Here is a 21,668-nt window from a genome sequence, read left to right on the forward strand (position 1 = left end):
AATGAAACGACAGGGAATTCCCTGTCGTTTCATTATAACGACTGTTTTGCTAATTTCAATGTGACTGTTTTCTTTTTACCATCGCGATAAAATGTCACTTTCATCGTATCACCAATTTGTTTGCGATTATATAAATGTTTTCTTAACTCGATCACATCGGCAATTTTTTCGTCATCTAATGCCACAATGACATCAAATTCACGCAAACCAGCTTGGGCAGCTGGTGATCCCGGTACGACTTGTAAAATAGCTACTCCTTCCGTGACGTTAGGAGGCAAATGAAGTGTCTGTTGCCAATGATAGGCTGGAATATCACTTAACGAGCGCAATTCTACGCCCATATACGGACGACGAACTTGTCCAAACTTCTCTAAATCCGCAATAATTGGTTTGGCATAGTTAATCGGTATCGATAATCCGATTCCTTCCACAGCTTCTTGGGCAATTTTCATCGAGTTGATTCCAATGACTTGACCTTCGATATTTACGAGTGCGCCCCCACTGTTTCCTGGGTTAATGGCAGCGTCTGTTTGTAGTACTTCTGCATGCCAATCCGGAATACCGTCTTGATCAATATCAATTGGGATTGTACGATTTACGCCAGAAATAATTCCTTGTGTCACAGAACCTGCAAATTGCAAGCCAAGTGGGTTTCCGACCGCAATGACCGGTTCTCCTACTTTTACGACGTCGGAGTTGCCAAATTCAGCTACGTTTGTGACATGTTTCGCATCGATTTCTAATACAGCTAAATCCGTCCACACATCGCTCCCAAGCAATCGCGCTGGCACCTTTGTTCCGTCGCTTAAGCTCACTTCCAAACGACTTGCTCCTTCAACGACGTGATGGTTGGTAACAATATATGCTTTGTTTCCTTCTTTTTTATAAATGACTCCCGAACCAGTTCCCGCTTCTCCACCTTCCGACCAAAAGCTCGCCTCTTGAATATTGACAATGCCAACAACAGCATCCGATACTCTATTCACCGCTTTTGTTACTTGAGTCACAACATCGACAGCTACACTTTTATCTACTTTTGGTTGCTCTGTTACAGTCACTTGTTTTTCTTCCGTTTGTTCGAGCTCATAAGGCAAGACATCCCATTTCACTAGTGAAGGGATAGCGACAACGACAAGCATACCGCCTAAAATGGCCCCGACTATCCCTGCTAAAAAAGCGCCTCCACGATTGCCTTTTTGTTTTTGACGAATATGTTCATAATGATCATCATAATAACCCATCTTTCACCCGTCCTTTCTTTATAACATGTTGCTCCCTTTTTCATTATAATACTCTTTTTTCCTAACTACCTAATCTAATGATATACATACAATATATTGGTGAAAAAACGATGAAATTTATACAGAAATAAGCTCCGTTGGACGAGCCGGATCTGTATCGTACAGTTGAAAAGATTCCCCTACAATGATCCCTTTTCTTTCAAGCGTCTGAGCGACCGTCATGCGTGCTAATTCTTTCATATTGTTATCTTGGCTTAAATGCGCTAAATAAATGCGCTTTGTTTTGTCACCAATGACATCTGCTAGAGCGAGACCTGCGTCTTCATTCGATACATGCCCAACATCGCTTAAAATACGCCGTTTAATGTTCCAAGGATATTTTCCCATACGTAACATTTCTACATCATGGTTACTTTCAAATACAAATACATCGGCATGCCGAATGACACCTTTCACGCGTTCACTCACATATCCTGTATCTGTAATGAGAGCTAACTTTTTTCCTTCATAATGAAACACATAAAACATCGGCTCTGCAGCATCGTGAGACACACCGAACGATTCCACATCCAAATCTCCAAACGTACGAACAGAACCTGTCGGAAAAATAAATTTTTGTTCAGATGGGATATCACCAATAAGACCTTCCATCGCTCTCCACGTTTTTTCATTCGCATAAATCGGAAGGCAATACTTACGGGCGATCACACCTAGTCCTTTAATATGGTCACTATGTTCATGCGTTACTAAAACACCGGTTATCTCTTCAATATGACGATCAATGTCGGCAAATAGTTTTTCTAATTGTTTCCCGCTTAATCCAGCATCAACAAGCAATCGTTCTTGTTTCGTTTCTACGTAAAAAGCATTGCCTGTGCTGCCGCTTGCTAAAACACTAAACTTCATCTAATTCACTCCAACACTTTATTTTCATCGCTAATGACTTGTCCTTCAAAGGCGTTGACATAATAGTCCGTTTTTCCGTTCACAACAACGTGCCACGTCGGTGTTAATACTTGCGAAGCAGTAAATTGGACAAGTGCATAATAGCCAAGATCAATTTTCGTTACGCGATCACCCGGCTTTAAGTAATTTCGTTTATACAACGTTTCTAACGCTTTAATCGCTGGTAAAATTTCTTGCTTTTTCTCATCCTTTTCTAAGTCGATGAGCAATGTTTGTTCATAACCGACCATCTCATTTTTGTCGTTCACATAAATAAGTAACATACTGCTCACATTTTTATAAATTGTTTTTCCGTCATATTGCTGAAAATAAATGAGCGCTTGTAAATGCTCATCATATTTCCAAAACGTATATTGATCACCTGCAATGATATTTTGTTTTAAAAACTCTGTTAAGCGATAACCATCCTTTGGATCTTGTAGCGGAACAGGCTGAATAAAGTGGGCTTGTAACACCGTTTCATTTGCAGCTTCGACTTGTTGGTTCGTTAATTTTTTCACTTCATCTTCTGTGAATGTTTTACTTTTCCCACTCACATATGTCGATTTTGTGATCTCTTTTGGTAAATCGACATATGTAATGCCATCCGCTTCGAGCTGTTCTTCGATTGTCGCTTCTAAAATGACATCAAGCTGGCTACTATTTTTTTTCTGGATAAATTGATAACCTAAAAATATATCAAGAATGAGGAATGTAATAATAAAAATGGTTTTCGTTTTACTCCAATCCAATGATATCCCCTCTTCGTTCATCTGTCGTCATCACAATTTTCCGCCACGTTCCGTTATACAAACAGTACCAAGATGGTTCTAAAACGACGATATTTTCTCGCTCTGAATCGCGAACAAGTTCGTAGCCAATTGAAATGTCGTCAATAAATTCATGTTGAATATTTTTTTGTTTTTTCAACTGATCGATGACTTCATATCCAGACGAAAGTGTAATTGGCAAACTCACGCGGTCGGGAATCGCTAATGTGAATAACGGACGTTGGTAATTTATAATCTCGTTTTCCCCCCATACTTGCACAATTTCCGCCATTCCGTAACGATTAAATACAGGGTAGCCATTGGCGAACAAACGAAAAGTTACTTTTCTCCCGTTTTCGTCTAAGCGATCAAAATAATACGTGTCTGTCCAACCGCCATGATCGTTCACAAAATCAATACTTTTTTGCAAAATAGTTGGGTCAAACGTTTGTGTTTCACCACGAGCTGCTGGATTGACGTACAACAGTAATTTTTTAGATAAATCAACGTCCATTAAGCGTGATCCATCTGTGTATTCCTCGCCAAAATCGAGTACATCTTTTTTCACAAAACTTGGGTCTGTAAATAATGCATCTTTAAAACGATCTGTACTTAACTCATCCATATAATATTGCAATCGGTTTAATACGAGCGGACGCGCTGGTAAAAACAACGATTTTGTTTCGCTAATGTCATAAGATAAAAACGGGGTATAACGTTCTGCCCGCGCATAATATGTTTGTTTCAAATTTTCGATTGCTGCATCTTGAACAACCGCTTTATATATACGCTTTTCATTGACAGATACGAAATAGACAGTCACCTCTCCTTCGTTTTCATTCATCGGAATGATGATGCGATCGAACTGAACTTTTTCGACATCTTGATCTTCAAACTGAAACATCGTTCGATACATTTCAATCGGTATGTCATCGGGATAAATAATTTCAATTTTTCCTTTTCCACGGATAAAGGAAAGAAATTGTTCTTTCTTTATCGTGCTTGATATGTTTTCGAAATGATCGAATGTCCAATTTTTCATCTCTTTCATAAATTTATAAATGTCCGAATGATGTGTTATCCCATAATGTTGTTCATTTTTATGAATGAAAATATAACGAGGCTGAATGACTGTGCCATAATCAACGGCGACATTACTGACAGGAACATTTTGAATGTATTTTGCGTTTTCGATGAAATCATATTTCGGTTGATACGTCCATAAACTCCACGTTAAAAAAACGCTCGTACATACAAGAATCGTCAATACAATTGACTTGATCGTTTCGTATTTCATCGTTTTCATCCTTTTTTCTGTTGTTCAATCGGCAAAGTAAAGTAAATGGTTGTCCCTTTTCTTTCTTGACTTTCTGCCCAAATACGCCCACCATGTGCAACGACAACCTCTTTTGCAATCGCAAGACCTAATCCTGTTCCGCCGAGCTTACGCGAACGTGCCTTGTCGACACGATAAAAACGCTCAAAAATTTTCGATAAATCGGATTTCGGAATACCGACTCCTTCATCTTTCACACTTACTTGAATGTAATCTTCTACTTTTTCAACACGAAACGTAATTGTTCCGCCTTGTGGCGAGTATTTAAGCGCGTTCGAAATAATATTATCAAGCACTTGGGTAATTTTATCTTCATCCATATGAACAATAATTTTTTCATCTGGAAAGTCACGAACAAACGAAACATTTTCTTTTTTTGTTAATTCAAATCGATCAATGACTTTATGGAAATATGGAATAAAATGTACACGTGTTTTTTTCAATTTATAGTCTTTACTGTCGAGCTTAGAAAGCTGTAACAAATCATTAACGAGACGAATCATTCGTTCTGTTTCGTTTTGTGTCACTTCAATAAATCTCGGAGCAATTTCTTCATCTCGCCACGCTCCGTCCGCCAGTGCCTCTAAATAACTGCGCATCGTTGTTAACGGCGTTCGCAATTCATGGGACACATTGGCTACAAACTCGCGACGATCACGGTCAATTTTTTCATGCTCTGTAATGTCATGCAGTACGACAATTAAGCCATTCACAAGCCCTTTTTCTTTTTGAATGACAGATAAAGAAGCACGCAAAATATACATTTCGTCGTCCGTACTAAAGTCTAAAATTAACGTTTCACGTTCTTCAATTAACGTTTCGAACGTATATTGTTCATCTAATCCTAATACCGTCACAATCGGTGCTGAAAGCACTGTTTCACGTGAAACATTTAAAATGTTGAGGGCGGCATCGTTAATTAAAATGATTCGTCCTTTTCGGTCTGTTGCAATAACCCCATCTGTCATATGCGTTAATACCGATTCTAATTTACGTCGCTCTCCTTCTGTCGTCGCTTGCGCTTCTTGCAATTTTTTCGTTAAGTTGTTAAAGCTAAGCGCGAGTTGTCCAATTTCATCGTATCCATACACTTTTACTTTTCGAGAAAAATTACCTTTTGCCATTGCCAATGCTTGTTTACGCATATCTGAAATTGGTCGTGTAATTGTCTGTGCTAATAAAATGCCTAATAACGCCGTAATGACTAAAGCAATGCTCGTTCCTGTCGCTAAAATGTTATTAATTTGCCTCATTTGTGCGAAAACATTTTCCATCGAGGCGATGACATAAATTGCGCCTTTAATTTCGTTTTTCACTTTAATAGGTGTAGAGGAAATGTACATCCGATGTCCTGTTTTCGGGTCAACGAGCATTTTTTCTGTCATTTCACCGGCCACTAACGTTCGTTTAATTAATAAGTCCGTCGTGCGCTTTCCGACAATATTTTGATTATATGGGTTTGATGTCCCTAACACTTTACTTTTATGATCAATGACGCGCACTTCGGAAATATCTTGTGAAACGAAGTCTTGTAAAATAGAACGAATTTCTTCTTCGATCGTTGGACTTTTTTTATCGCGCTCTTTGTTCATTTCTTGTTCAATGTTATAAGCAAGTAAAATAACGCGCTCGTTTAATGAATTTTTAAAGTTTTCAACAAGCTGCGCTTCCAACTGACGTACAAAATAAGCCCCAATAATTTGCATCGCAATTAAAATAAGTAAAATGTAAATCAAGGCAAATTTCACACGAATCGATTGAAATATGCTCACTTTTCTCATGCGGTTACTCCTGTTCCGGATTTCGTAAGTAATACCCGACCCCTCGTCTTGTTACAATCCATGTCGGGTGTGAAGGGTTATCTTCGATTTTTTCACGCAAACGTCGAACGGTGACATCCACGGTACGCACATCGCCAAAATAGTCATATCCCCATACCGTTTGCAGTAAATGTTCGCGCGTCATCACTTGTCCGATATGCTTTGCTAAATAGTGAAGTAGTTCAAATTCTCGATGGGTTAACTCAATTTGTTCTCCTCGTTTCGATACCGTGTAAGCATCTGGGTGAATCGTGAGCGGACCAATTTTTATTTCGCTCATTTCTTTTACATCTTGTTCTTGTCTTTGTTGGTGGCGACGTAAATTCGCTTTGACGCGCGCTAACAGCTCGCGTGTGCTAAATGGTTTCGTCACGTAATCGTCTGCGCCAAGTTCTAGCCCAAGCACTTTATCTATTTCAGAGTCCTTTGCTGTTAGCATAATAATAGGCATATCGTATTTTTTACGAATTTCACGACATACTTCCATGCCATCTTTTTGAGGTAGCATAATATCTAATAAAATTAAATCCGGTTGAATGTCTTCTACTTTTTGCAGCGCTTCTACACCGTCATATGCACAATGTACGCCGTACCCTTCTTTTCTTAAATTAAATTGCAAAATATCAGCAATTGGCTTTTCATCGTCGACAACTAAAATTTTTTTTTCCATGTACGTTCACTCCCCCAAAGGCATATTTACATATAGTGTACCATGTCACCATTATAAAACAAAAAAGCATAGACACATATACGTATCTATGCTTGCAAGTGGCTCGGGACGGAATCGAACCGCCGACACAAGGATTTTCAGTCCTTTGCTCTACCGACTGAGCTACCGAGCCATATGTATAACTAACATCCCAATTTTTATCGCATTGCTATTTCAATAAAAATGGCGGTTCCGACGGGATTCGAACCCGCGATCTCCTGCGTGACAGGCAGGCATGTTAACCCCTACACCACGGAACCGTATTTCAACAGACATCTATTATTCTATTATATAATTAGTAATAAGACAATAGTTTTTTTAAAAAAACGCCGACGAACGAGTCATCGACGTTTTTCTTATGCATATACGTTGCGGACAACATTCGTTTGAGAGCGGTCTGGTCCGACCGAGAAAATCGAAAGCGGAATACCCGTTAATTGCGAAATGCGCTCAACATAACGACGTGCATTAGCTGGAAGCTCGTCTAAACTTTTTACACCCGTAATATCTTCCGTCCATCCCGGCAATTCTTCATATACCGGCTCACATTCCGCTAATACTTTCAAACTCGCCGGAAACTCCTCTATGATTTGTCCTTTGTAACGATAAGCAACACAAATTTTCAACGTTTCAATACCTGTTAACACGTCGATCGAGTTTAATGATAAATCTGTAATTCCACTAACACGACGCGCATGACGAACAACGACGCTATCAAACCAACCGACACGGCGTGGACGCCCGGTTGTCGTTCCGTATTCACGACCTACTTCACGAATACGATCACCAATTTCGTTGTTTAACTCTGTTGGAAACGGACCGTCACCAACACGTGTTGTATATGCTTTCGCTACTCCTACAACATGTTTAATTTTTGTCGGGCCAACACCAGCCCCAATGGTAACCCCACCAGCAACAGGATTTGACGACGTAACAAATGGGTACGTACCTTGGTCGATATCTAACATAACGCCTTGAGCACCTTCAAATAAAACACGGCGTCCTTCATCAAGTGCATCGTTTAATACGACAGATGTGTCACAAACATATTTGGCAATTTGCTGTCCGTATTCGTAATATTCATCAAGAATGTGTTCTAACTGAAACCCTTCTACACCGTACACTTTTTCAAAAAGCACATTTTTCTCAGCTAAGTTACGAGCTAACTTTTCTTCAAACACTTCGCGATCAAGCAAATCCGCAATGCGAATGCCGACACGCGCAGCTTTGTCCATATAAGCAGGGCCAATGCCTTTTTTCGTCGTCCCAATTTTATTAGCCCCTTTTCTCTCTTCTTCTACTTCATCTAGCTTTAAATGATAAGGCAAAATGACGTGCGCACGGTTGCTAATGCGTAAATTGTCTGTGCTTACACCACGCTCATGCAAATACGCTAATTCTTGCACGAGCGCTTTCGGATCGACAACCATTCCATTTCCAATCACACAAATTTTATCTTTATAAAAAATACCAGAAGGGATTAAATGTAATTTATACTTTTCGCCGTTAAATACAATCGTATGTCCGGCGTTATTTCCACCTTGATATCGCGCAATCACTTCTGCATACTGTGATAAAAAGTCTGTAATCTTTCCTTTTCCCTCATCGCCCCATTGTGTTCCAACAACAACAACTGAAGACATAGCGAGCACCTCCGCTTCATCAATTCCAAACATAGTAAGTGTACCAAATCAACTATGAAAAATCAACAAAAAAACCGAACATTTATATAGTTATATGTTATTTTTATTCGTATACATTACGCTCCCGGTGGAACGTTTGCATCATCGAAGCGGCGCTCTAAGTTGACAAACTTGTTGTACTCTTTTACAAAAGCAAGTTGTACAGTACCAACAGGACCGTTCCGTTGTTTCGCAATAATAATTTCGATAATGTTTTTGTTTTCTGATTCTTTGTCGTAATAATCATCACGATATAAAAAAGCAACAATATCCGCGTCTTGTTCAATACTTCCCGATTCGCGCAAGTCAGACATCATCGGTCGCTTATCTTGACGTTGCTCCACGCTACGCGAAAGCTGAGATAAAGCGATAACAGGAACATCTAATTCACGAGCTAGCGCTTTTAGCGAGCGGGAAATTTCCGATACTTCTTGTTGACGATTTTCACGATTGCGTCCACTTCCTTGAATGAGCTGCAAGTAGTCGATCAATATCATACCAAGTCCTTGTTCTTGTTTTAAGCGACGGCATTTGGCACGAATTTCACTAACACGAATGTTCGGCGTATCGTCAATAAAAATACCAGCATTCGAAAGACTTCCCATCGCCATCGTCAACTTTCCCCAATCTTCTGGCGTAAGTTTGCCGGTCCGCAAGTTTTGCGCATTAATGTTTCCTTCTGCACAAAGCATACGCATCACAAGCTGTTGTGCTCCCATTTCTAAGCTGAAAATGGCCACGTTCTCACCTGTACGTGTCGCCACATTTTGGGCAATATTTAATGCAAACGCTGTTTTCCCGACAGACGGACGAGCAGCAACAATAATAAAATCGCTTCGTTGAAATCCTGCTGTCATTCGATCAAGTTCAATAAAACCTGTTGGAATTCCCGTGATCTCACCTTTTCGGTTATGAAGCATTTCGATGTTGTCATACGCTTGAACAAGCACATCTTTTATATTTTGAAATCCCGTCGTATTTTTTCGTTGCGATACTTCTAAAATTTTACGTTCAGCTTCATTTAACACATCTTCGACTTCATCTTCACGCGTATAACCGTCTTGAGCAATCGATGTAGCCGTGCGAATTAAACGGCGCAAAATGGATTTTTCTTCTACAATTTTTGCATAATAGTGCACATTCGCCGCTGTTGGAACGGAATTGGCAAGTTCTGTTAAATATGACACACCTCCTACTTCTTCAAGCGCATTTGCATCTGCTAGTTCCGATGTAACCGTCACTAAATCAACGGGCTCGCCACGATCAGATAGTTGTAACATCGTTCGGAAAATTTTTTGATGTGCCGCTCGATAAAAATCTTCGGGAATTAATATTTCTGAAGCGGTTGTGAGCGCGGATGGCTCTAGTAAAATCGCTCCGAGCACAGCTTGTTCAGCTTCGATATTTTGTGGGGGGAGTCGATCAGCAAATATGTCGGTCATGTACGCTCACCGTCCTTTCTCATAAGAAAAATGTGATTATATGCACGGAAAAAATCCGGCATAAAATCACATTTCATTACTTTTGCTCTTGTACATGTACTTTTAATGTAGCAGTTACTTCTGGATGAAGTTTAATTGGTACATTTGTATAGCCAAGCGCTCGAATGGCGTCATCTAATTCAATTTTTCGTTTATCAATTTTAATATCATGTTGTTGCTGAAGCGCCTCCGCAATTTGCTTGCTCGTAATTGAACCGAATAGACGACCACCTTCACCAGCTTTCGCAAACAATGCGACGGTTAACGTATCAATTTTTTCTTTCAGTTGCTTCGCTCGCGCTAACTCTTCTTCCGCTTCTTTCTTTTGTTTATTTTTTTGCGCTTCTAATGCTTTTAAGTTGGCTGGGGTTGCCTCGACCGCTAATCCTTGTTTAAATAAAAAGTTTTGCGCATAACCATCAGCAACGTTTTTTACTTCCCCTTTTTTTCCTTTTCCTTTCACATCTTTTAAAAAGATCACTTTCATGTGTCCTTACCTCCTGCAATATATTCTCGAATGGCTTCCTTCAATCGCTTTTCTGCTTCATCGATTGTAATATTGGCAAGCTGAGTGGCCGCATTCGTGAGATGACCACCACCATCAAGTTTTTCCATAATTAACTGCACATTCACATCTCCTAACGAACGGGCACTAATTCCGATCATTTGATCGTTTCGCTTCGAAATAACAAACGAAGCGACAACACCATTTAGAGATAATAGCGTATCCGCTGCTTGAGCAATTAAAACGGGATCATATGTTTCATTGGCGCTTCCCTTTGCAATCGCAAACCCGTGCTCATCAATGATAGCGTTCTCAATTATTTTAGCACGCTTAATGTAATGCTCAATATTTTCTTTTAACAGTTTTTGGACAAGTGTCGTATCCGCCCCTTGTGCGCGTAAATATGAAGCTGCATCAAACGTTCTTGATCCTGTGCGTAATGTGAAACTTTTCGTATCGACAACGATGCCTGCTAGCAAAGCTGTTGCCTCGAGCATAGATAATTTTGAACGCTTTGGTTGATATTGTAACAATTCTGTTACGAGCTCTGATGTAGACGAAGCATATGGCTCCATATATACGAGAATCGGATCTTCAATGAACTCTTCGCCACGACGATGATGGTCAATCACAACAACCCGATCTAATCGTAACAACAACCGTTCTTCTATAACGAGCGAAGGTTTATGCGTATCTACGACAACAAGCAACGTATCTTCTGTCGCCAACTCTAATGCTTGCTCGGGAGAAATAAAACGCGACCAGAGTTCTGTCTGCTTTTTCACTTCTTCTAGCAAACGTTGGACCCCAGAGTCAATACGGTTTGTATCAATCACAATGAACGCTTCTTTTTGATTCATTTGAGCCACTTTTAAAATACCGATCGCCGAACCGATCGCATCCATATCAGGATATTTATGCCCCATAATAAACACTTGTTCACTTTCTAAAATGAGCTCCTTCAATGCATGTGATATAACGCGAGCTCGAACCCTTGTCCGTTTCTCCATCGGATTCGTTTTGCCACCATAAAATTTTACTTTTCCATTCGGTTGTTTAATCGCGACTTGATCACCACCGCGTCCAAGCGCTAAATCTAAACTAGACTGTGCTAACGTACCGAGTTCTGGCAAAGACGGGGAGTTTGTCCCTATTCCGATACTTAGCGTTAACGGCACATGGTTTTTCGCCGTCTGTTCACGTACTTCATCTAGAATAGAAAATTTATTTTTTTCGAGTTGCTGTAAAATATGTTCGTTTAACACAGCAACAAATCGATCCGACGATGTCCGTTTCAAAAATAGACCATATTCGCTCGCCCACCTATTTAAGATGGATGTCACTTGACTATTGAGTTGGCTTTTCGTTTGATCATCCATCCCTTGCGTCACATCATCGTAATTATCAAGGAAAATGACACCTAATACGATTTTTTCCTGCTCATATTTTTGCTCTAATTGTGCTTGCTCGGTAATATCAAAAAAGTAAAGTAATCGTTCTTCTCGACGAATGATTACTTTAAACGTTCGATCACGAAATGTAATGACTTCTTCTGTTGCCTCTGTTTTTATAAGCGGAACAAGTTGTTCAGCAACATCATATAATGATTGTCCAACGAGCGTATCCACTCCGAAACAAGAAGATAAAAAAGAGTTCGTCCATTCAATTTCTAACTCATCGTTAATGAGCATAATACCAATTGGCATCCCCATTAACGCTTCTTCCCCAACTTTTTTTATCCGGTAAGAGAGAGTAGAAATGTAATCTTCAATTTCCTCTTGAGCAACTTTATACGATCGAAATACGTGAAATAACGTAGGGCCAAGGAGCACAGCAGCGACTATCCCAATCATCCATTCAAAATACGTAACAATGATAAGCAGTACAAACGTAATACCGATTAAAACATACAAGGGATAGCGATGCCTCTGCTTTTCATACAAACTGGACATGAACGTCAGCTCCTTGCGTCATCAATCTTTTAACCTCTTTCGCAAATCAAATCCTAAATCAATTATACCTAATATTCGCACGAGGTGAAGTAAAAAAGGGAAAAATAGCGATAGAACGACAATGGCAATAGCGCCTTTACGCCCCATTTTTTTATGGTGCATCCAATAAAAAACGAACGAAAATCCTTGAATGGTCATAAGTAGCTGTAAAACTTGAAACAAATTAAGCAACGCAACATAAGGAAATGAACCGTGCTCGATTGGGACAAATAACAAAAGCATAACCGCTAAATAGTACCATAACAAACTTTTCGGTAAAACGAGCTCGCGAAACGGCTGCCAATTACCGATCGGCATGTTTAAGCGTTTTAAAATAGGTAAGGCAGCTTGTTGAGTAATCCAAGCAAAACATGCAGCGGCGAAAACGAACGCAGTCGGCAATAAATCGATGACAACGTCCATCGTTTGTTTCATCGTTTTTTCAAACTGCTCATTTACCGGCTGTCCTAGTTGCTCTAACACCGCTTTTGCACTTTGAAATGATTGTTGCATTATTTCTTCAATTTGTTTGCCAATGTGAATATCGAAAAACAAAACAGAGCCCGCATAAATTATAATCATACTAAGTAAAAAAGAAAGTGTGCCAACAAGTAAAACAGCATATTTTTCACCCTTTTTGCGCCAAACATGCCCCATCGCAACTCCGCTGCTTGCAAACATAAACGTCATCGGAATAGACAAAAACGAACCGAACCAAATGGATGGGACAAATGATGCAGCAAGTAAAAGCAAGCCATTTTTATATGTATGGCGCATCGTAAATAAAAGAAAGGGGATCGCCAAAAAAAACGTAGTGACCATTCCAAAAACCGGCATATATAAACTAAGTAAAAGGAGCACTGTAAAAATGGCAAGTTGCACCGCTCCTTCTGTTAATACGCGTGTGTTTTTCACTTTTTTCCCTCCTTGAAAACAAAAAGCAGTAAGGCTTCGTCCCCCTTACTGCTTTCTCTTTTTATTCGCCCGCAACGTATGGTAATAAAGCCATTTGACGAGCACGTTTGATCGCAACTGTTAATTTGCGTTGATATTTCGCGCTCGTACCTGTTACGCGACGAGGTAAAATTTTACCGCGCTCAGAAATGAATTTCTTTAATGTGTCCACATCTTTGTAGTCGATGTGCGTAATTCCGTTTGCTGTAAAGTAGCAAACTTTACGACGTTTTGTGCGTCCACCTTTACGTCCTGCCATCGTATATCCTCCTTTCATTGATCAAGTATTATATTAAAACGGCAAATCATCATCCGATATGTCGATTGGTTGTCCATCGTTCGCAAATGGATCATCATCAATTCGACTAAATCCGCTGTTACGTCCTTGGTTCGGGTTCTGATTTGATCCAAATGGAAACGGCTCGCCATAGCTGCCTGATGCCATGCCACGTTGCTCACCGCCACCTCGCGGCTCTAAAAACTGCACGCTATCGGCGACAACCTCTGTCACGTACACTCGTTTTCCTTCTTGGTTTTCATATGATCTCGTTTGAATTCGACCTTCTATTCCAGCTAAACTACCTTTTTTCAAATAGTTCGCCACATTTTCAGCTTGTCGGCGCCAAACGATACAGTTAATAAAATCTGTTTCACGTTCACCTTGTTGGTTCGTATACGTTCGATTCACCGCTAGCGTAAACGTGGCAACAGCAACTCCATTTGGAGTATAGCGTAATTCCGGATCTTTCGTCAGTCTTCCGACGAGAATTACGCGATTAATCATCAGAACCACTCCTATTCATGAGGAAATTATTCTTCTTCCTTCACGACGATATGACGAATAATATCTTCGCTGATGCGCGCTAAACGGTCAAACTCTTGAACCGCTGCTGGCTTCGCAACAACATTTAAGATCATGTAGTAACCGTCACGGAATTTTTCAATTTCATAAGCGAGACGACGCTTGCCCCATTCTTTTACGTTTGTAATTTCTGCGCCATTTTCAGTTAACACGTTATTAAAACGCTCAACAACTGCTTTTCTCGCTTCTTCTTCCATGTTTGGACGGATAATGTACATAATTTCGTACTTTCTCATCACAGTCACCTCCTTTTGGTCTACACGGCTCTCTACAGAGCAAGGAGCAATATATCATTACTCACATTTGATGATTATATCATGAACGTCGTCCATATGCAAGATTAGACGTTAAAACGGAAATGAATAATATCGCCATCTTGCACTTCATAATCTTTTCCTTCTAGTCGTACTTTTCCTGCTTCACGCGCAGCCGCCATCGATCCTGCCGCAACTAAATCGTCATATGATACCGTTTCTGCACGAATAAATCCTCGTTCAAAATCAGAGTGAATAATTCCCGCACATTGCGGTGCTTTCATTCCTTTCCGGAACGTCCATGCCCGCACTTCTTGTTCGCCCGCTGTGAAGTACGTAGCAAGCCCGAGCAAGCTGTATGATGCACGAATAAGTTGGTCTAATCCTGATTGTTCAATGCCAAGTTCTTGTAAAAATAACTCTTTTTCTTCATCATCTAACTCCGCCATCTCCGCCTCAACTTTAGCACATACAACGATGACTTCTGCATTATCTTCTTTCGCAAATGCTTTTACTTGTTGCACGTACTCATTGCTGTTCGGATCCGCTAAATCTTCTTCTCCGACGTTAGCGACATATAACATCGGTTTGATCGTTAATAAATGCAATTGCTTCACGACTTTCATTTCTTCCTCCGTAAATGAAAGCGTTCTAGCTGGTTTTCCTGCTTCGAATGTTTCTTTCAAGCGACTTAAAATGTCATATTCAAATACTGCTTCTTTATCTTTTTGTTTTGCCATTTTCCCAACGCGATCTATCCGCTTATCTACCGTCTCTAAATCAGCAAAAATAAGTTCTAAGTTAATTGTTTCAATGTCAGCAATCGGGTCTACTTTCCCCGCCACATGCGTAATATTTTCGTCAGCAAAGCATCGCACAACTTGACAAATGGCATCAACTTGGCGGATGTGCGATAAAAACTTATTTCCTAATCCTTCACCTTTACTTGCGCCTTTCACGATTCCTGCGATATCCGTAAACTCAAATACAGTTGGAACCGTACGTTTTGGATTAAATAATTCCGTCAATGTTTTTAGACGCTCATCTGGCACTTCAACAATGCCAACGTTTGGTTCGATCGTACAAAACGGATAGTTTGCAGACTCAGCGCCCGCTTTTGTGATTGCATTAAATAACGTTGATTTTCCGACGTTCGGAAGACCAACAATTCCTGCTGTTAAACCCATAATGAAACTCCTCTCTTCGTCTATTCCTCGTGCTTTATGAGCACTTTTTTCATTTTTTTCTCAAACTCTTTTCGCGGCAGCAATACGCTATGGCCACATCCTTCACACTTAATTCGAATATCCATACCCATCCGAATAATTTTCCAGCGATTTGTACCGCAAGGATGTTCCTTTTTCATTTCAACGATATCATGCATGCCATACTCCTTATTCAATATAGCACACTCCTTTCCGTTGTTTAAGCACGTTCCGCTTGTTGTTCGCGACTATAGAGAACTAAACGAGGAAACGGGATTTCAATTCCACGCTCGTCCAAGCGAAGCTTAATCTCTTTTCGCAACGCACGTGCGATGTGCCAATGACGCATCGGCTTCGTCTCGCATGTAATGCGCATGACCACTTCAGACGGTCCTAAATTTTGTACTCCTAACAACTCTGGTGGACTGACGATGTCTTCATATTTACTTGGCATTTCCTCTAACACTTCGCGAATAACAGCCTCTGCCTGCTCTAAATCACCTTCATACGCAATACTTACATCGACAACTGCCACACTATTATTCAAAGAAAAGTTCGTCACTTGTGTAATCGTTCCATTCGGCAAAATATGCACTTCACCTGTAAAACTTTTTAACTTCGTTGTGCGCAATCCGATTTCCTCAACATGCCCTTCAAATGTTCCGATGCGCACATAATCTCCGACGGCAAACTGATCTTCAAGGATAATAAAAAATCCTGTAATAATATCACGAACAAGGTTTTGCGCCCCAAATCCAACCGCCAATCCAACGATTCCAGCTCCCGCTAAAATCGCACGAATATCGACGCCTACAGCGTCTAAAATCATCACAAACGTAATAAAGTAAATGGTATACGTAGCAATATTGTTTAATAAGCGCATCAACGTCGCTTCTCTTCGTTCAGATAAGCGAATCGGTGCTTTTTGCCGAACAGCAAAAAACTTCGTAATTGTTAATTTGACAACCTTTAATAAAATCGAAGCCAATAAAATAATCGCTATGATTTTAAACAAGCTAACACCAACTGTGACGAGCCAGTCACCTTCTAATATTTGTTCAACAATACGGTCATATATTTTTTTCGTTTGCTCCATTCAAGCCACCTCCGCTGTAGCAAAATAACCTATACAAGCTTCTTTGTTTGCGCATAAGTTATTTTAACAGTATTTTGCTTACATTTGTAGCGCACGAACTTTCTACATCGCCCAATGTATATATATTCACATTTTTCCGTATACTGTTACCACGTTATTTAACCGGAGGAGGGAACGGACATATGCAAAATAAATTTTTTTACGATGGGCCAAACGCGGCAGTTCAACTTTCATCATCCATTTTACGCTTACTACCAGCTTCTATACATACACCAATTATCATCATGTGTATCGGTACAGATCGTTCAACTGGCGATTCGCTCGGACCACTTGTCGGCATGATGCTTGAACAAAAAGGAGCGTTGCCGTTTTATGTGTACGGAACGTTAAAAGATCCGATTCATGCTGTTAATTTAGAAGATCGACTAAAAGATATTCAACAACAACATAAACATTCATTTATCATCGCTGTCGATGCTTGCCTTGGTCGTGTGAAAAACGTTGGGATGGTCACAGTTGAAAAAGGGTCATTAAAACCAGGGGCGGCTGTCAATAAAAATCTCCCGTCTGTCGGCGATGCTCACATTACTGGGATCGTCAATGTGAGTGGATTTATGGAATTTTTCGTATTACAAAACACGAGACTTCATTTAGTCATGAGTATGGCAGAAACGATCGCCACAGGTATTTATGAAGCAGGTATGCAACTAAAGAAACATCAGCGGCTTGCATCATTGCAGACAAATGAACTGAAATATAAGTTATTCGAATAACACATGCATAAACGCAACGATCAAGGCATTGACTAAAATGCTTGGCAATAAGTTCGCTACACGAACAGATGTAAGATTCAACATGTTCAATCCGATCGCAACAATTAAAATTCCGCCTGTCGCGGTCGATTCAGCGATAAATGCCTCAAGGGCGCTTGGCGGAATGAACCGATCGATTTGCGTAGCCATTAAGGCGATGGAGCCTTGATAAACGACAACAGGAATAGCGGAAAAAATAACACCGATGCCAAACGTAGCGGTTAAGATGATGCTCGCAAAGCCGTCCAAAATCGACTTTGTATACAATACGAGATGATCACCTCTTAACCCGCTATGTAACGCACCGACAATGGCCATCGAACCGACGACAAACAGGAGCGTAGCGCTCACAAATCCTTTAGAAATCGCTCCTTCTGCTCCATATCCTGCTCGTTTCTCCACCCATTTCCCTAGCCTTTCGAGTTTTTCTTCAATGTCCCATATTTCTCCTAATACCCCACCGACAACTAAACTAATAATTACAATTAAAAACTGATTGCTTTCTAATCCCATTTTGACACCAAGAACGACGACAGAAAGCCCAATCCCACTCATTACCGTTGATTTTATGCGTTCAGGAATATTCCGAAATATGGCCCCTAACAGTGCTCCAATAAGAATACATATGCCGTTCACAACCGTACCGAGTAAAGCCAAAATGTTTCACATCCCTCATTCATCCATATATTCGTCATATGCGTTCAACAATTGTAAAATACGTGTTAAATCTTCCTCAGAGAAAAATTCGATTTCAATTTTCCCTTTTTTTCGATGTTTTTTAATGGATACTGACGTTCCTAACCGTTCGCGTAACAGCGCTTCGCTTTGCGTTAAAAATATATTTTTCTCTTCTTTCTTTTTCAATGTTTCACGTGGAACATTTTCATTCAATTGTTGAATAAGCGCCTCAAGTTGGCGAACATTGAGCGATTGTTGAATAACTCGTTCAATAACCGCTGAAAGTTTTTGTTTGTTTTTTAATGCAAGTAATGCTCGACCGTGCCCCATCGATAATGTACCTTCTTCAATCATTTGTTGCACATCACTTGGAAGTGAAAGAAGGCGTAGATGGTTGGCAATATGTGGACGGCTCTTCCCTAATCGTTTCGCCAACTCTTCCTGCGTCAATTTGCATTTTGTAAGCAATAATTGATATGCTGTCGCTTCCTCAATCGGATTTAAGTCTTCACGCTGTAAATTTTCAAGCAATGCAATTTCCATCATTTTTTCATCCGAAAGTTCACGTACAACGGCCGGGACAGTTTTTAATCCTGCTAGTTGTGCCGCTCGAAAGCGACGTTCACCTACGACAATTTCATATCCCTTAATTGTTTGGCGAACGATAAGCGGCTGGATGATCCCATGTTCCATAATGGATTGCTTTAATTCTTCTAGCGCTTGTTCATGAAACGTTTTACGCGGTTGATATGGATTTGGACGAAGTTGTTGAATTTCAATGTCTTGAACCGTTTCCCCTTTTTCTGCTTCTAAATTAGTAAAAAGAGCATGAATGCCTTTTCCAAGCCCTTTAGCCATTTGCGATCACCTCTTTCGCAAAATCTGCGTATACTTCCGCCCCCCGCGATTTCGCATCGTACAAAATAATCGGCTTTCCGTGGCTTGGTGCTTCACTTAGCCGAACGTTGCGCGGAATGATCGTTTCATACACTTTTTCGCGAAAATACTTCTTCACTTCTTGAATGACTTGAATACCAAGATTTGTACGCGCATCAAACATTGTCAGCAACACACCTTCAATGCGTAAATTGGAATTTAAATGTTTTTGTACGAGGCGAATTGTATTTAATAATTGGCTCAGTCCTTCCAATGCGTAATATTCACATTGAACGGGGATCAATACTGTATCTGCTGAAGTTAAAGCATTAATCGTTAACAATCCGAGTGAAGGTGGACAGTCGATAATAATAAAATCATATGCATCTTTAATCGGGCTTAACGCTTTTTGTAAGCGCACTTCCCGCGAAACGATCGGAACGAGTTCGATTTCGGCACCAGCTAGTTGAATGGTGGCAGGAATAATATGTAAACGATCGATATTTGTTGGACGAATAACTTGACGTACGTCTACTTCGTCAACTAGCAGATCGTAAGCACATTGTTCGATGTCATGTTTTTCCACACCAATACCGCTTGTCGCATTTCCTTGCGGATCGATATCGACAAGCAATGTTTTCTTCCCCATATGAGCTAAACAAGCAGATAAATTTACCGCTGTCGTCGTTTTGCCAACACCGCCTTTTTGATTGGCAATCGCAATAATTTTCCCCACAATGCTCCCCATCCTTTGCTTATAATACTTTTATTGTATCACGAATTTTTCAATATTTTCATATACAAAAAGAAAACCTCATCGTCATTTTGGATGAGGTGTTATTTTTGTTTCTTCGGGATGCGGATGGTAATTTGATAATAGTCTTCAAACTCTTCTTCTTCTGAATCGATCGCAACACCGCTATCAGCAACCATCGTCAACGACTGACGAATCGTATTGACAGCGATGCGCATGTCTTTGCTTAACGATTTTCGTTTCGGCTTCGGGCGCTTTTCATCGTCGCTTTCTTCTAGCATTTTCGCGACTCGATCTTCTGTCTGTTTCACGTTGAGTTGCTTTTGAATAATCTCTTCAAGCAATTTTAACTGTTTATTGTAATCTTTCAGCACAATTAACGCACGAGCATGCCTTTCGGTAATTTGACGTTGCAATAACGCTTCTTGTACTTCTTGAGGGAGTTTTAATAAGCGAAGTTTGTTAGCGATCGTCGATTGTCCTTTTCCAAGCCGTTGTGCTAACGCTTCTTGCGTTAAATTATGCAATTCTAGCAAACGCGCATAAGCAACCGCTTCTTCAATCGGAGTTAGTTCTTCTCGCTGTAAGTTTTCAATTAAAGCAACAGAGGCTGTTTCCGTATCATTTAAATTTTTAATAATGGCAGGTATATCTGTCCAACCGAGTTTTTGTGCCGCCCGCCATCTTCGTTCTCCGGCAATAATTTCGAACTTTCCATCTTCGCATTCTCGAACAACAATCGGTTGAATCATCCCATGCGTGCGAATCGTTTGAGCAAGTTCGTCAATTTTATCTTCAACAAAAATGGTTCGCGGCTGAAAACGGTTTGGAACAATTTGTGAAATGGCGATTCGTTTTATTTCTTCATTCGGTATGACAATTTCTTCTTGCTCTTTTTCACCAAAGCTGAAAAATCGCGAAAAAGGATACTTCATTTCCCCCTGACACCACCTTTGAGAACTCAAAACATTCATTCAATCGGAAGCTTGTTTGGTACCCCTGGTTTGCGTGGATATTTCTTCGGTGTTTTTCTTTTTTTCTCGACAAAAACGATTGCTCGTTCACTTTCTTCAATTGGCAATAAAAATTGTTCGACTTTCGCCACTTCGCCACCTAAAACACGAATAGCCGTTTTTCCTTGTTCAAGCTCTTCTTGTGCTGATGCACCTTTCATTGCAATAAACGTTCCTCCCACTTTCACAAGTGGCAAACAGAGCTCACTTAAGACAGATAAACGAGCAACAGCACGAGCCATGACGACATCAAATGACTCACGTACACTTTTTTGTCCAAACGTCTCGGCGCGATCATGATAAAAGGCTACTCCTTCAAGCCCAAGTTGTGCCGCTAAATGATTCAGAAATGTGATTCGTTTTTGTAATGAATCAACAATTGATACATGTAGATGAGGAAAGCAAATTTTTAGCGGTATACTCGGAAAACCAGCCCCTGCTCCAACATCGCAAATAGATAATGATTGCGAAAAATCATAATAAAAAGCAGGTGTGATGGAATCAAAAAAATGCTTCAAGTACACGCCTTCTTCGTCTGTGATCGCCGTTAAATTCATTTTCTCGTTCCATTCAACGAGCAATTGATAATATGTTTCGAATTGAGTAAGTTGTTGAGGAGAAAGCGAAATTCCTTTCTCCTCTAACATTTGTTGAAATACCTTTACATCCATCATTCATCCCTCT

23 protein-coding genes and 2 tRNA genes are annotated in these 21,668 nt (G+C 40.2%); 1 reads left to right on the plus strand and 24 read right to left on the minus strand.

Annotation, left to right across the window (positions count from 1 at the left end):
- Positions 1–32 precede the first annotated feature (32 nt).
- The 19 genes from NSQ23_RS15690 to NSQ23_RS15780 all read right to left on the minus strand — a co-directional run bounded on the left by NSQ23_RS15690 (position 33) and on the right by NSQ23_RS15780 (position 16,851).
- Positions 33–1,241, minus strand: a complete 1,209-nt coding sequence (locus NSQ23_RS15690) for a trypsin-like peptidase domain-containing protein (RefSeq protein ID WP_339172114.1) — start codon at positions 1,239–1,241, stop codon at positions 33–35.
- A gap of 117 nt (positions 1,242–1,358) precedes the next feature.
- Positions 1,359–2,147: an MBL fold metallo-hydrolase gene (locus tag NSQ23_RS15695; RefSeq protein WP_339172117.1), complete on the minus strand. Its 789-nt coding sequence runs from the start codon at positions 2,145–2,147 to the stop codon at positions 1,359–1,361.
- A 5-nt stretch (positions 2,148–2,152) separates the two neighbouring features.
- Positions 2,153–2,938: a two-component system regulatory protein YycI gene (gene yycI, locus NSQ23_RS15700; RefSeq protein ID WP_339172119.1), complete on the minus strand. Its 786-nt coding sequence runs from the start codon at positions 2,936–2,938 to the stop codon at positions 2,153–2,155.
- The gene (gene yycH / locus NSQ23_RS15705) at positions 2,925–4,253 is read right to left on the minus strand and encodes a two-component system activity regulator YycH (RefSeq protein ID WP_339172121.1); all 1,329 of its coding nucleotides are present in this window, start codon (positions 4,251–4,253) and stop codon (positions 2,925–2,927) included. Before yycH ends, yycI begins: the two co-directional genes overlap by 14 nt.
- A gap of 5 nt (positions 4,254–4,258) precedes the next feature.
- Positions 4,259–6,073 (minus strand): cell wall metabolism sensor histidine kinase WalK, encoded by a 1,815-nt coding sequence (gene walK, locus NSQ23_RS15710; protein WP_339172123.1) that lies wholly within the window; start codon positions 6,071–6,073, stop codon positions 4,259–4,261.
- 4 nt (positions 6,074–6,077) lie between these two features.
- On the minus strand, positions 6,078–6,782 hold the full coding sequence (gene yycF / locus NSQ23_RS15715) for a response regulator YycF (RefSeq protein ID WP_339172125.1): 705 nt from the start codon (positions 6,780–6,782) through the stop codon (positions 6,078–6,080).
- 99 nt (positions 6,783–6,881) lie between these two features.
- Positions 6,882–6,954 (minus strand) — tRNA-Phe (locus NSQ23_RS15720).
- Positions 6,955–7,005: 51 nt separating this feature from the next.
- Positions 7,006–7,081: transfer RNA gene (locus NSQ23_RS15725), tRNA-Asp, on the minus strand.
- Positions 7,082–7,177: 96 nt separating this feature from the next.
- The gene (locus NSQ23_RS15730) at positions 7,178–8,464 is read right to left on the minus strand and encodes an adenylosuccinate synthase (RefSeq protein ID WP_339174466.1); all 1,287 of its coding nucleotides are present in this window, start codon (positions 8,462–8,464) and stop codon (positions 7,178–7,180) included.
- A gap of 116 nt (positions 8,465–8,580) precedes the next feature.
- On the minus strand, positions 8,581–9,945 hold the full coding sequence (dnaB, locus tag NSQ23_RS15735) for a replicative DNA helicase (RefSeq protein ID WP_004893221.1): 1,365 nt from the start codon (positions 9,943–9,945) through the stop codon (positions 8,581–8,583).
- 76 nt (positions 9,946–10,021) lie between these two features.
- Complete coding sequence (gene rplI, locus NSQ23_RS15740) at positions 10,022–10,471, minus strand: 50S ribosomal protein L9 (protein ID WP_004893223.1); 450 nt, start codon at positions 10,469–10,471, stop codon at positions 10,022–10,024.
- Positions 10,468–12,441, minus strand: a complete 1,974-nt coding sequence (locus NSQ23_RS15745) for a DHH family phosphoesterase (protein WP_339172126.1) — start codon at positions 12,439–12,441, stop codon at positions 10,468–10,470. The genes rplI and NSQ23_RS15745 overlap by 4 nt, the downstream gene beginning before the upstream one ends.
- A 21-nt stretch (positions 12,442–12,462) precedes the next feature.
- Positions 12,463–13,395: a YybS family protein gene (locus NSQ23_RS15750; RefSeq protein ID WP_339172128.1), complete on the minus strand. Its 933-nt coding sequence runs from the start codon at positions 13,393–13,395 to the stop codon at positions 12,463–12,465.
- 61 nt (positions 13,396–13,456) lie between these two features.
- Positions 13,457–13,693, minus strand: a complete 237-nt coding sequence (gene rpsR / locus NSQ23_RS15755; RefSeq protein WP_077429095.1) for a 30S ribosomal protein S18 — start codon at positions 13,691–13,693, stop codon at positions 13,457–13,459.
- Between the two features lie 33 nt (positions 13,694–13,726).
- A complete protein-coding gene (gene ssb / locus NSQ23_RS15760) occupies positions 13,727–14,218 on the minus strand; it encodes a single-stranded DNA-binding protein (protein ID WP_339172129.1) in 492 nt (163 codons plus the stop codon).
- 26 nt (positions 14,219–14,244) lie between these two features.
- Positions 14,245–14,532: a 30S ribosomal protein S6 gene (gene rpsF / locus NSQ23_RS15765; RefSeq protein WP_009361077.1), complete on the minus strand. Its 288-nt coding sequence runs from the start codon at positions 14,530–14,532 to the stop codon at positions 14,245–14,247.
- A 104-nt stretch (positions 14,533–14,636) separates the two neighbouring features.
- Positions 14,637–15,737: a redox-regulated ATPase YchF gene (ychF, locus tag NSQ23_RS15770; protein WP_004893236.1), complete on the minus strand. Its 1,101-nt coding sequence runs from the start codon at positions 15,735–15,737 to the stop codon at positions 14,637–14,639.
- A gap of 20 nt (positions 15,738–15,757) precedes the next feature.
- Complete coding sequence (locus NSQ23_RS15775) at positions 15,758–15,955, minus strand: DUF951 domain-containing protein (protein WP_035019045.1); 198 nt, start codon at positions 15,953–15,955, stop codon at positions 15,758–15,760.
- Positions 15,956–15,975: 20 nt separating this feature from the next.
- Entirely contained in the window at positions 15,976–16,851 is an 876-nt protein-coding gene (locus tag NSQ23_RS15780; RefSeq protein ID WP_339172133.1) for a mechanosensitive ion channel family protein, read from the minus strand.
- Positions 16,852–17,033: 182 nt separating this feature from the next.
- Here NSQ23_RS15780 and yyaC point away from each other — a divergent pair, with 182 nt between their 5' ends.
- A complete protein-coding gene (yyaC, locus tag NSQ23_RS15785) occupies positions 17,034–17,624 on the plus strand; it encodes a spore protease YyaC (protein WP_339172135.1) in 591 nt (196 codons plus the stop codon).
- Here yyaC and NSQ23_RS15790 read toward each other — a convergent pair.
- The 5 genes from NSQ23_RS15790 to rsmG form a co-directional block, all read right to left on the minus strand.
- Complete coding sequence (locus tag NSQ23_RS15790) at positions 17,613–18,320, minus strand: DUF554 domain-containing protein (RefSeq protein ID WP_064221294.1); 708 nt, start codon at positions 18,318–18,320, stop codon at positions 17,613–17,615. The two genes, yyaC and NSQ23_RS15790, sit on opposite strands and share 12 nt — an antisense overlap.
- A 15-nt stretch (positions 18,321–18,335) precedes the next feature.
- Positions 18,336–19,199 carry a ParB/RepB/Spo0J family partition protein gene (locus NSQ23_RS15795; RefSeq protein WP_004893254.1) on the minus strand — a complete coding sequence of 288 codons (864 nt, stop codon included), beginning with the start codon at positions 19,197–19,199 and terminating at the stop codon, positions 18,336–18,338.
- On the minus strand, positions 19,192–19,953 hold the full coding sequence (locus NSQ23_RS15800) for an AAA family ATPase (protein ID WP_004893255.1): 762 nt from the start codon (positions 19,951–19,953) through the stop codon (positions 19,192–19,194). The genes NSQ23_RS15795 and NSQ23_RS15800 overlap by 8 nt, the downstream gene beginning before the upstream one ends.
- 101 nt (positions 19,954–20,054) lie before the next feature.
- Positions 20,055–20,906, minus strand: a complete 852-nt coding sequence (gene noc / locus NSQ23_RS15805) for a nucleoid occlusion protein (RefSeq protein WP_339172139.1) — start codon at positions 20,904–20,906, stop codon at positions 20,055–20,057.
- 35 nt (positions 20,907–20,941) lie between these two features.
- The gene (gene rsmG, locus NSQ23_RS15810; RefSeq protein WP_004893258.1) at positions 20,942–21,655 is read right to left on the minus strand and encodes a 16S rRNA (guanine(527)-N(7))-methyltransferase RsmG; all 714 of its coding nucleotides are present in this window, start codon (positions 21,653–21,655) and stop codon (positions 20,942–20,944) included.
- Positions 21,656–21,668 lie beyond the last annotated feature (13 nt).

The sequence above is a fragment of the Anoxybacillus sp. FSL W8-1294 genome (assembly GCF_037965005.1).
Classification (GTDB): domain Bacteria; phylum Bacillota; class Bacilli; order Bacillales; family Anoxybacillaceae; genus Anoxybacillus; species Anoxybacillus flavithermus_G.